The organism is Rhodospirillaceae bacterium (assembly GCA_018660465.1).
Classification (GTDB): Bacteria; Pseudomonadota; Alphaproteobacteria; order Rhodospirillales; family JABJKH01; genus JABJKH01.
The window spans coordinates 1-11,017 of sequence record JABJKH010000048.1 but is presented as its reverse complement, the minus strand read 5'-3'; the positions used below and the strand labels follow the sequence as shown (position 1 = coordinate 11,017).

The following is an 11,017-nucleotide window of genomic DNA, read 5'->3' as shown; positions in this document are numbered from 1 at the left end:
GAATGGGTCCTTCAAAGACCTGAAATAAATAAAAATAGAATATATTTTTATGGCATCTCTAATGGAGCGTCTGTTGTTTTGAATATTGCTGCGATGGTTGATTCGTCTCATGTCAGAGGAGTAATTGCAGAAGCGCCAACACCAACCGGTATTGGGTACCCAGATAAGATAAAAGTTCCAATTATGATAATTTTTGGGGCATTAGATGACTTCGGAGCACCACCTGGTAAAAAGAGGTGGGAGATATCTGATCCTTGCAAATGGATTGTTCCATTTGATTTTGCTCCTGTCGGTTTCTCTAAGAATTGCAGTATTCATAATTCTACCGGTTCAACGCCGACCACTATGCAATGGATAAAATCAGTTTCGAGAATTGAAAATTCGTTTATTGATTTGGTTTTTGTCGAGGGTGCGGCGCATGCTGCATTCTTCGGTCCCCTTTCGGTAAAAACCAAAAATTTGGGTTACGGACCGATTGGTTGGTCCTTAGGCGGATCACTGGATTCACAAAACAAAATGAAGTTTGAAATTACGAAATTTTTAAGAAAAACAAATAAGTGAAAAATATCTAAAATCCCAGAACTCCACCCAGAACCTCTTCCAACTACCCATCCCAGACAATCTCTGCCAGACTTTCTTCCTATTCCCCAGAACTCCCACCTATCCGCAGAAGGAACTTCCAATGTCCATCGACCATTCTACTCTGTCCAAAGGTCAGGTTCGCAAACTCAACGCACTGCGTAAAAGTGTCGGTGACGACATCGCAGAGGATGCGTTCGGTAAGTGGATGAAAACCCAGTCCAAGACCTCCAAGGAAGTTCGTGACCCCGTTGCAGACGCACTGGTAGCTGCACTCTCGCATCTCAACCACGACAAGGGTTTCAAGTTGGGAAATAAGGGATACGTCGTGCGTCGTGCAAAGGGTAAGGGAGTGTCAGGGTTTGTTGCTCAGAAGGTATCCTGAGGAGAACTCCCCCGATGAGACGCCTGCCCGCAATTCTCTGCCTGACCCTTGCCGTCCTTCTGGGAAGTGCGGGAGTGGGGTGGAGTGCTGATTTCCAGAAGGGTTTGGATGCTGTTAAACGAGGGGACTACGCAACTGCTCTGCGTGATTTTAAACCCCTTGCCGAACAGGGGGATGTCTTTGCCCAGTTCAATCTGGGTTTGATGCACGCCAATGGACAAGGTGTTCTCCAAGACCACAAGACTGTGGTGAAGTGGTACGGACTTGCTGTATAATAGGGGAATGCGAAACATTGGAACATCGGGTTAATTTTTTTGAAACTCGCCGTTATTTAAGAAAACATGGGGACGATGGAGGGCATATTGGTTGACATTTCCGAAGACGAATTAAAAACTCTCAAATCACAATTGTCACGATTAAAACTAGAAACACGTCTGCGTAAGGATTTAGGGTCCGAACTCGATAGGCAAAAAACCATAGCCAAAAATGCTGAGAATTTAGCTAAACAAAGGGGCGATGAAATTGCAGAAATTTCACGAAAATTAGCTAAATACTTACCTGAACAGCTCTATAGCTCTATATTTTCCGGTGAAACAGATGTGGGGGTGAAAAGCGAAAGGAAATTCCTAACTATTTTTTTTTCGGATATCGTCTCATTTACACAAATATCTGAAAATATGGAGGCAGATTTGTTAACGGAAATGCTGAATTTATACCTCACGGAAATGACAGAATTAGTTCTCGAGAATGAGGGTACGCTTGATAAATACATCGGTGATTCTATTATGGTATTCTTTGGAGACCCACGGACATCTGGAAAGTATTTGGACGCATTGAAATGTTTAGAAATGGCTATTTCTATGCAAAAAAGGATGGCGGTTCTGGGCATGGATTTTGTAAAGAAATATAACATTAGTGAGCCCTTAAAAATTCGTATTGGGATAAATTCGGGGTTTAGTACCGTTGGAAACTTTGGAAATGAAAAGAGGTTAGATTATACAGTTATTGGTAGACCCGTAAATCTAGCATCTCGACTTGAGACGGCAGCTAAGCCGTCTTCTATACTGATTTCTGAATCTACTTATGAACTTGTAAAGGAGGATATCAATTTAGGAGATGCCGGATACTTTGAATTAAAGGGAATACATGATAAGGTGAAGACTTACGAGGTGATTCCATAGATAAATTGTTTTAATAGTAGTTTTATAAATATACCAATTGTAATTATTAGTTCGACTCATACGGAATAGATCTCTTATGAAAAACCTAAGAAGGGAAGGTTAAGAAATATGAAATACACAGGAAACTGCCTATGTGGAAACGTTAAGTTTCAGTTCCCATATGATCCTATGATGCAGTTTCAATGTCACTGCACAGTTTGTCAAAAGGTTTTCGGAACTTCGCTTAATGCAGTAGCGTTACCGGAAGATGAGCTAAGCTATGAAGGTGAATTGAATGTTTTTTCAATCACTGGCGGCAGTGGAAAGGAATTGCATTTTTACTTCTGCCCACAATGCAGTATTATAGTTTATAATAAACCAGATGCGTTGGATGGAATGATTTATCTTCCGGCAGGCTTGCTAGCAGACCAAATTGAATTCAGTCCCACGGTCGAACTTTGGACCAAAAGCAAAGCAAAATGGTTACCTCGAGCGGGTTCAATCAAGGCGTCATTTGAGGATAATGCAACTGTCGAAAGACTTGTAGAATTACTGGAAAATTTGGACCAGAGAGAAGCTTAAATTACTGTTATCAGTCGTCGAGATCTTCAGTTTGGGCTAGGTACATTGACAACTTCACATTTCTGCTAAAATAGCTGGATGAGCAGTTTCAGCCCAAACCGCTTCATCACTAAGGCCCCTGACTGCAGGGCTGTGCAACGCTAATTACTTGCATCTATATTGAAGCACGCGATTGATATCGAGGGCATTGCACCAGAGGGCGTCGGCGATGTTGTTTTCACCGTTTGCGCGGAGGATATTGAGCGCGAAGCTGCGGGCTCTGGCGAAGATGCCGGGGTTTACCCGGATGCCGGAGGCGTCTTCCAGCATGACGACATCGCGGACATAGTGGTTGAATCGGCGAAACTCAATGGTGTTGATCCGCAAGCCTGGCTGACCGACGCGCTTGGCCGCATCGCCGAGCACAAGATCACCAAGCTCGACAAACTCATGCCGTGGCGTTACTCTGAAGCATCAGCCTAACCGGCGCTTTGCTCGCGAGTTAGGACGAGTTGGCCGAACGGCAACAAAAATGCAAAAAGGAGAACAAGAACAATGGCTGATACAGAGTGGTACTGGAAAGGACGTTATCTGGAATATTGCAGCTGCGATGTCGGCTGTCCCTGCGAGTCAATGGCACCGCCTACCCAAGGGCATTGCGACGGCGTCATCGGCTTTCAGATTGATGAAGGCCACTACGGCGACGTTAACTTGGACGGCGTACTGGTGGCCGCTACATTCTTTTTCCCCCGCGCTATTCATCATGGCGGCGGGCACATGCAGCCCATATTCCGCCCCGAAACGACGGAAGAACAACAAGGTGCCATTTTCGCGATCATGGGCGGCGAAGGCCAACCCATTGGCACCATGTTCCAAATCTTTTCGGTGATTATCGAGACCATTCACGAACCACAATTCCTGCCCATGGAATTTGAATGGGACCTCAACAAACGTACGGGCCGGATTCATGTCCCCAATGTGGTTACGGCCACAACGGTGCCGATCCGCAATCCGGTGACGGATGAAGAGGTGGAAGTTCGCACGGTTCTGCCCAATGGCTGGGTCTTTTACGAGGCCCAGGTTGCCTCGGGCACCGCCAAGGGCACGGGCGATATCAAGTTCGATTACAGTCAGCGGCACAGTTCGCTCGCCACCTTTGCCTTCAACAACAATGGCATGGCCCATTCTTATGAAGAGGCCAAGAAAATGTATGGTCTGGACGCCATGCGCTAAATCGCAAAGAATATGGCAGCGTTCCCATCGGCGGGGCGCTGCCTATTTGCGAAAAAGATAATTGCCATGGAACGCCTATTGATACGGGATCGAGCGCTGGTCGTCATCGCATTGGCCGCGTTGAGCACCCTGTCGTGGATCTATCTGGCCGTCCTGGCCAAGGACATGACCCAGAGCGATATGAGTTTAATGGGTATGGGGCAAATGGTAGCCGGCTCCATGCAAGCATCAATGGGCCAATGGACCGGCAGCACCTTTGCCCTGATGGGGGTGATGTGGTTCGTCATGATGGTGGGCATGATGGTGCCGTCCGCAGCCCCCATGATCCTGTTATTCGCCACCGTCACCCGGAAACAAGCTAGGCAGGAAACCCCCGGCCTGCGCATCGCGATCTTCACCGGCAGCTATTTGTTTATCTGGGCCGTGTTCAGCGTTGCCGCAACTTTTGCCCAATGGGCCTTGACCGAGGTGGCGTTGCTGTCTCCCATGATGGTTGGCACGTCGCAGTGGCTGACTGTTGCATTGCTAGGGGCCTGCGGCGTCTATCAATTGACCCCGTTGAAGCAAGCCTGCCTGGGCAAATGCCGATCGCCCTTAGGGTTTTTGATGAGCAAATGGCAACCGGGAGACCTCGGCGCCCTAAAAATGGGCCTGTCCCATGGTTCCTATTGCCTGGGCTGTTGCTGGTTGTTGATGGGGTTGTTGTTTGTCGGCGGTGTGATGAACCTATTGTGGGTCGCCCTCATCGCGGTTCTGGTCCTGGGCGAAAAAGTCCTGCCGCGGGGTGATCTGTTCGGCAAGCTGGGCGGTGGCGTCATGCTGGCCTTGGCTGCATACATGGCGCTATCAGCACTGGTTTAAAGGCGGTCCAACCAGCCTTGAATTTCCGCCTCATCCGGCATTACCGGCGTACCAAAAAACACCAATCGATCACCATCCGGCGTGCCATCCAGGAGGCAACTGTCCGACGCCGCCGCCCTGTCTTTGGACGGGTGCCCCTGTTGCGTTAATGCTTCAGCGTAACGCCATGGCATGAGTTCGTCGAGCTTGGTGATTTTGTGCTCGGTGATGCGACCCAGAACATCGGTCAGCCAGGCTTGTGGATCGACGCCATTGAGTTTCGCCGTTTCAATCAGCGTATAGGCGATGGCGGCTGATTTGCCGCCGCCCTCGGACCCCATGAAGAGATAATTCTTACGACCCAAGGGCGATGGGCCGCATGGATCGCTCAGCGGTGTACTTGGCCGCATCGCAGAGCATAAGATCACCAAGCTCGACGAACTCATGCCGTGGCGTTACGCTGAAGCATCAGCGTAACAGGGCCATCCGTCCCGAGATAGGGCGGCGTCGCCGGACGATAACGTTTGAACGCCGGGTTGAACATGCGATCAAGACGTTTGTCGGTTCCACAATGTCGGTGCGGGTAGTGGAGCCGGAGATACTCGAACGCTCGCTTGAGAACGCCAAACGAGTCCTCGATTTGCACGCAAAGGATTGACCCAGATGCAGTTTACCGACCGAACCAGCCGCAATGAGTTTTTGCAGCAGAAGATCGAGGCGGTGTACGGTCAGCTGACGGGAAATTTTTCCCGCTTGGTCCGAATTGAGCAGCTTATGGCAGAGGCGGCCAGCGTATTCCCTGGGCTGGTGCCGACACGGGCGGAGCTAGACGTCGAAGCCGGGCGCAAGCTGAAGGACAAGTTGGGTCTGGAGAACGACCATGCCTTGCTGCTGTCGCACATACTGGCGCACCCGAAATGTGGGATGCATCTGTGCCATGCGATGCTGCTGCCTCGGCCGGAGACGACAGCTGCTCTTATGGCGCTGGATGCACGGGGGTTCGTTGATTTAGGTCCGGTGCGGGTGGAACGGCACGGGCGGGCGGTGCACCTGCTGTGTACAAATCCGCATTATCTAAACGCTGAGGATCAGGTGACGCTTGATGCGATGGAAATCGGGGTGGATTTAGCGACCCTGGACCCGGGCAGCGATATCGCGGTGCTGCGTGGGCAGCCGGTACAAAATGCTAAATATGCTGGGCGCCGCATTTTTGGCAGCGGTATCAACCTGACGCACCTGTATCAAGGCAGCATACCATACCTTTGGTATATGCAGCGTGAACTGGGTTTCGTACATAAGTGTTTCCGTGGGGTGGCTAGCCCAGGCGTGCTGCCTGACGACGTGAATGGAGCAGGGCACGAGAAACCCTGGATCGGAGCGGTCGAAGGTTGGGCGATCGGCGGGCATTGTCAGATATTGCTAGTGATGGATTACGTTCTAGCTGCGCATGATTCGTATATGACGCTGCCAGCTCGGAAAGAGGGGATCATTCCTGGTGCCGCAAACATGCGTCTGCCCCGGTTCACCGGCGATAGGCTGGCCAGGCAACTGATCCAGGCGGAACGGCGACTTGACTGTGACAGTATTGAGGGACGGCTGATCTGCGACGAAATTGTTCCGGCATCGGATATGGATGCGGCAATCGGGCGTACAGTGGAGATGCTGACCAGCGCGGGGGCAGTAGGGGCGATCGGCAACCGGCGGGCGTTCCGGGTAGCGGTGGAACCATTAGATTTATTCCGGCGATATTGCGCTGTGTATGCGCGCGAGCAGGCGGCTTGCCATTTTAGCCCAGCGTTGATCGATAATTTGGAGCAGAACTGGGGAGCTGCTGGGAGGTAGCCTCGCACAGGGCAATGCCCCCGGAGCGGCGCTCCCGGAGGCGTCGCGCACGGACGATAGATATGGGTTCGCAGGACATTTAACGTAACCGTCCGGCGACGCCGCCCTATCTCGGGACGGATGTCCCTGTTACGCTGAAACTTCAGCGTAACGCCACGGCATGAGTTCGTCGGGCACTGTCAGACAAACGAGAACTGGTCTGAAAAACCCCGTAACCCATAAATCTCAGGCCGCAAGTTGACGCCATTCGGCAAGGGCGAGCAAGCGATTGAGTTTGAAGATTTGGCGGCTACGAAGATGACGTTCATGGTTAAAATGATTATGGACCGAAGAATGGATTGAAACGAATTTCTGTAGAGATTTGGCGCTCCTGAATTTTGCCATCGCGCGCTCTCGTCGCCGGAATGGCTGGTGTGAATTTTCGGCCCTATTGTTCAGCCAGCGACCGGTCTTCTGGCGTTCGGCATTTCCGATTACCTCCATCGCTGCCCGGTAGGACCGAAGCCGGTCCGTCACCACTACTTTTGGACAACCGTATCGTTTCATCGCTTTGCGCAAAAACGTTAAGGCAGCCTTGCGATTCCGCCGTTTGGTGACAAATGACTCCAGCACTTCGCCTTCGTGATCAACCGCCCGCCAGAGGTAATGCAGTTCGCCATTGATCCGCACGAATACCTCGTCCAAATGCCACCGCCTTACTCGAAGGGGCGCGGAGTAGCGACAGAAATTGCATGCCGAACCAGCGGCATGCTTATCAAAACGGTTCAATTGTCCATAGATAACTACTGGCAACCGCCTTGTTCCTGCGGATCATCAGTCCAAGTTCCACAGCCGATCAGAATAGCGTTCAAACGCCGTTATCGGGTGGACGGGTATCGGACGCTCCTGGCCATAGATTTCAGATTGAAGCCAGGCAATTTCAGCTTCCGGCTCGGCAGTCACCGTCCACCAAACTCTTCCATTTGGCAGCTCCGCAGGGCGCCAGCGGTAGCCACGTTGCCGCAGTTTGTCCTTAAGATCGAAGGGCGCGTCGACCCCGCGGATCAAATGGTCATCCTGAAGGGCGGCCTCTCGCACCAATTCCATCACGCGCCGACCGGAGTTGGGAAGTGCTTGTGCCAGAAGTGCCAAACAGGCCTCGCAATCTGTCATGGCGCGGTGGCCGTCGTAGAACCAGCCGAACTGCATGCCGAGGTAATCCAGTTTTCCCGAACCATAGCCCTCACGGAGCCAATCAATGCTGCTCAGCGTGCATGTCCAGGGTTTCTCGGTAAAGCATTTCCAATGGCGTTCGACCATCGGACGATCAAAAGACGCGTTGTGGGCTATGATCAAGTCGGCGTTGGTAACGACCGTCGCGACGGCGGACCCATCGATAGATTTTCCAGCAACCATTTCATTAGTAATTCCGGTAACCAACGACGCCTCTTCGGAAATCGGTACCGCCGGTTCGCGCAAGTGATCGAAGGCTTGATCCTTGAGGACTGCCAGAATGCGGCCGCTTTCTGCCTCATAGTCGAAAGGCAGCATGGCAAGTTGAGTGACATCGTCATTCTCGGTCGAAAGACCCGTCGTTTCGACGTCAATCACAAGGGCTCGCTTGACCGTGCCGCCTTGCGGATCATTGTACCTGTCGGGTGTTTGCAAGCGGCGGATCAATCGCCAGTTCGCCCGATCGGCGTGGGTGTCCGGGCGGATTAGGTCCGCTTCATCAACTGCGAAGTGGCTGTATTGGTTCATGGCCTACCCAGTGTCTCCCGGTCCGGATCGTGCAATACGGGAGAAATAGCATATTCTAAATGTGCTCGCGGTTGATACATTTGGGTTCGGTAAGTTGGTGATTGGCTCGGACTTATGGATACGGAACCAGATGGGTGCACGAGCGAGTGGCAAATTTTCTGCGGGTAGATCTTGGCATAGGCAATCGGCCGTATGATTGGGGATCAGCGTGTCATCGGAAAAAGGCGAACATCCGGACACCGTTATTCTTCGAAGGACAGGAAACTCAAAATTCCTGCTGCCACTTCTTGGCTACACGATCGACAACGTGACCCATTCAAGTTGGGGCATCCAGTTCAAGTCGGGCAATGCCGTTCGAAAAGACATCCCGTTCACTCAGGTTACCGAAATAAATGTCTCATCCGGCCTGTTTTGGTCTCGCCTTGAATTGAAGCATGATGACGGCACGACACTCAAAATTGTTGGCGTCGACAAGAAAATTGCCAGGAAGTTTCTTAAATCAATCGAAGTTCCCTGGAAATATGAACTGCGTCGCCTCGTGGATGAAAATCGAGGCCGTATTCTCGCTGAAGCCCAGAAACTGGAGGAGTTAGATCGCCCAATCAGTTATCTCGCCGCATCTGATGGAACGGAATTACATGAAGCCGTACAAACTGCATTGGGGAAACTTCCGTCGAAGTTTCCCGAGGATGTGCTGGCGGCGGACGAGCGTGATGCAATTGCTCGAATTCGGAGTTTCCTTGCTGCCCCATCGAATTTTCGAAACGGCGCCAACAGGAAGTTTATTGGCGCTGAGATTGCCCTGAAGAAAAGCTATTTTGATTCTGTTGAGTCCGATCCACTCACGCCTGAGCAACGGGAAGCCGTCGTCACGGATGAAAACGCAACGCTCGTTTTGGCGGCGGCGGGTTCTGGAAAAACCAGTGTGATCGTTTCCAAGGCTGGTTACTTGGTAGAGACGAAGCGCCGGGCCCCCAAAGAAATTCTGATGCTCTCTTTCGCCCGAAAGGCGGCAGGTGAAATGACCGACCGTGTCAAAAACAGAACGGGTCACGACATCAAGGCTACGACATTTCATGCCTTGGGAATGGCTATCATTGGGCAAGCTGAAAAACGAAAGCCCGCCCTCGCTGCCCATGCGGACGATGACAAGCAATTGCTAAAGCTGCTGCGGGATATCCTGAAAACCTTGATGGAACAGGACCGACGGTTCGAAACTACCATGCAACGCTGGTTCGCCGAGTTTTTCGCCCCCGAGAAAAATGAGTTCGATTTCAAGGAGTTATACCAATATTATCAATACCTGCGGGCCGTTGAACTCCGGACTCTTCAGGGCGAGAAGGTAAAAAGTTTCGAGGAATGCGAGATTGCAAATTTCCTCTACCTGAATGGGGTCGCCTACGAATACGAACCCGATTACGAACATGACACGGCGTCTTCCGAGAAAAGAGTTTACACGCCTGATTTTCGATTGAGTGACAGTGGCGTTTATATCGAACACTTCGGTGTCAGAAAGGAGACCGGGTCGGACGGCCAGGAGCAATGGGTAACGGCACCTTATATCGATCGGGACAAATATGTTGCGGAGATGGAATGGAAAGTAGATCTCCACCGGCGACACGGAACACCGTTGATCAAGACCTACAGCTATATGAAATTCGAGGGTCGACTTTCCATATGCCTGAGCGAACAACTCAGGGATCATGGCGTCGAGCTTTGTCCAATAGCGGCAGACCAGTTCTTCGGAAAACTTTTGGAGCTTGGGGATATAGACCGATTTAGCAGGACGGTCGCAACCTTCCTGCATCACTTCAAGTCAGGGGATCTGGATCGGGATCAATGTTTGACCAGGGCCGGACCTGGTAGGATGAAGGCTCGAAATATCGCCTTCCTCGACGTGTTCATTCCGCTCTTCGAAGGCTATCAGAAAAGCCTTGGATCAAGAATCGACTTTGAGGACATGATTGTTCGAGCAAGCAGACATGTCGAAGATGGCAATTACAAAAGTCCCTATCAGCATCTTTTGGTGGATGAATTTCAGGACATTTCCTTCGGTCGCGCTCGACTCCTGAAGGCCCTATTGGGACAGCACCCTCATTCAAGATTGTTCGCGGTGGGTGATGATTGGCAATCAATATATCGGTTCGCCGGTAGCGATCTATCCATAATGAGGAATTTCGGAAAGCACTTTGGCCGGACGTTTGATGGCCGCGATGACCTTCACACGACCGTCGATCTCGGCCGAACATTCCGTTGTGTAGACAAGATCGCTGAGCCTGCGAAACGCTTCGTGCTCCAGAACGATCGACAGATAGATAAGCGGGTTGAGCCCGCTGGGCGAACGAAGAAACCAGCTCTGCGGGTGGTCTTTGGTGACGCAAATGATGTGCCACAAATCATTCGCGAGATCCTCGAGGATATTCAGAGCAGGGAGGTCGGCAGCCAGAAGAATGTGCGATTTCTTGGTAGATACAATCACCTCAAGCCCGGTTACATGCGGGGCCTCGTTGATAAGTACCCAGACATTGACCTCGGCTTTTTGACCATTCATGGATCCAAGGGACTGGAATGTGATCACACCGTCGTGCTTGGTATGGATTCCGGGACATGGGGGTTCCCGTCCGAGATCGTAGATGATCCGGTATTGAACATGGTGTTGCCGGAAAGCGAAGATTTC

12 protein-coding genes and 2 pseudogenes are annotated in these 11,017 nt (G+C 51.3%); 10 read left to right on the top strand and 4 right to left on the bottom strand.

What is annotated here, in order from left to right; all coding sequences use genetic code 11:
• From HOM51_07680 to HOM51_07645, 8 genes are all read left to right on the top strand, one after another.
• A partial coding sequence (locus tag HOM51_07680) for a hypothetical protein (protein ID MBT5034385.1) occupies nucleotides 1–561 on the top strand: 561 nt, incomplete at its 5' end.
• A 121-nt stretch (nucleotides 562–682) separates the two neighbouring features.
• A complete protein-coding gene (locus HOM51_07675; GenBank protein ID MBT5034384.1) occupies nucleotides 683–964 on the top strand; it encodes a hypothetical protein in 282 nt (93 codons plus the stop codon).
• Between the two features lie 14 nt (nucleotides 965–978).
• The gene (locus HOM51_07670; protein ID MBT5034383.1) at nucleotides 979–1,239 is read left to right on the top strand and encodes a sel1 repeat family protein; all 261 of its coding nucleotides are present in this window, start codon (nucleotides 979–981) and stop codon (nucleotides 1,237–1,239) included.
• A gap of 87 nt (nucleotides 1,240–1,326) precedes the next feature.
• Complete coding sequence (locus HOM51_07665; GenBank protein MBT5034382.1) at nucleotides 1,327–2,145, top strand: adenylate/guanylate cyclase domain-containing protein; 819 nt, start codon at nucleotides 1,327–1,329, stop codon at nucleotides 2,143–2,145.
• 108 nt (nucleotides 2,146–2,253) lie between these two features.
• Nucleotides 2,254–2,706: a GFA family protein gene (locus HOM51_07660; protein MBT5034381.1), complete on the top strand. Its 453-nt coding sequence runs from the start codon at nucleotides 2,254–2,256 to the stop codon at nucleotides 2,704–2,706.
• Nucleotides 2,707–2,865: 159 nt separating this feature from the next.
• Nucleotides 2,866–3,168, top strand: a complete 303-nt coding sequence (locus HOM51_07655) for a transposase domain-containing protein (GenBank protein MBT5034380.1) — start codon at nucleotides 2,866–2,868, stop codon at nucleotides 3,166–3,168.
• Nucleotides 3,169–3,240: 72 nt separating this feature from the next.
• A complete protein-coding gene (locus tag HOM51_07650; protein ID MBT5034379.1) occupies nucleotides 3,241–3,918 on the top strand; it encodes a DUF1326 domain-containing protein in 678 nt (225 codons plus the stop codon).
• Between the two features lie 66 nt (nucleotides 3,919–3,984).
• Complete coding sequence (locus HOM51_07645; GenBank protein ID MBT5034378.1) at nucleotides 3,985–4,779, top strand: DUF2182 domain-containing protein; 795 nt, start codon at nucleotides 3,985–3,987, stop codon at nucleotides 4,777–4,779.
• Between the two features lie 155 nt (nucleotides 4,780–4,934).
• On the opposite strand, the pseudogene HOM51_07640 reads toward HOM51_07645, so the two are convergent.
• A pseudogene (locus HOM51_07640) lies at nucleotides 4,935–5,154 on the bottom strand (transposase).
• A gap of 46 nt (nucleotides 5,155–5,200) precedes the next feature.
• Nucleotides 5,201–5,404 (bottom strand): hypothetical protein, encoded by a 204-nt coding sequence (locus HOM51_07635; protein ID MBT5034377.1) that lies wholly within the window; start codon nucleotides 5,402–5,404, stop codon nucleotides 5,201–5,203.
• Between the two features lie 278 nt (nucleotides 5,405–5,682).
• On the opposite strand from HOM51_07635, the gene HOM51_07630 reads away from it, so the two are divergent.
• Nucleotides 5,683–6,600, top strand: coding sequence for an enoyl-CoA hydratase/isomerase family protein (locus tag HOM51_07630; GenBank protein ID MBT5034376.1), 918 nt, complete (start codon nucleotides 5,683–5,685; stop codon nucleotides 6,598–6,600).
• A gap of 225 nt (nucleotides 6,601–6,825) precedes the next feature.
• Here HOM51_07630 and HOM51_07625 read toward each other — a convergent pair.
• A pseudogene (locus HOM51_07625) lies at nucleotides 6,826–7,290 on the bottom strand (DDE-type integrase/transposase/recombinase).
• 123 nt (nucleotides 7,291–7,413) lie between these two features.
• Nucleotides 7,414–8,340 (bottom strand): 3'-5' exonuclease, encoded by a 927-nt coding sequence (locus HOM51_07620; GenBank protein ID MBT5034375.1) that lies wholly within the window; start codon nucleotides 8,338–8,340, stop codon nucleotides 7,414–7,416.
• 208 nt (nucleotides 8,341–8,548) lie between these two features.
• On the opposite strand from HOM51_07620, the gene HOM51_07615 reads away from it, so the two are divergent.
• Nucleotides 8,549–11,017, top strand: a 2,469-nt coding sequence (locus tag HOM51_07615; protein ID MBT5034374.1) for a UvrD-helicase domain-containing protein, incomplete at its 3' end; no start/stop codon positions are given.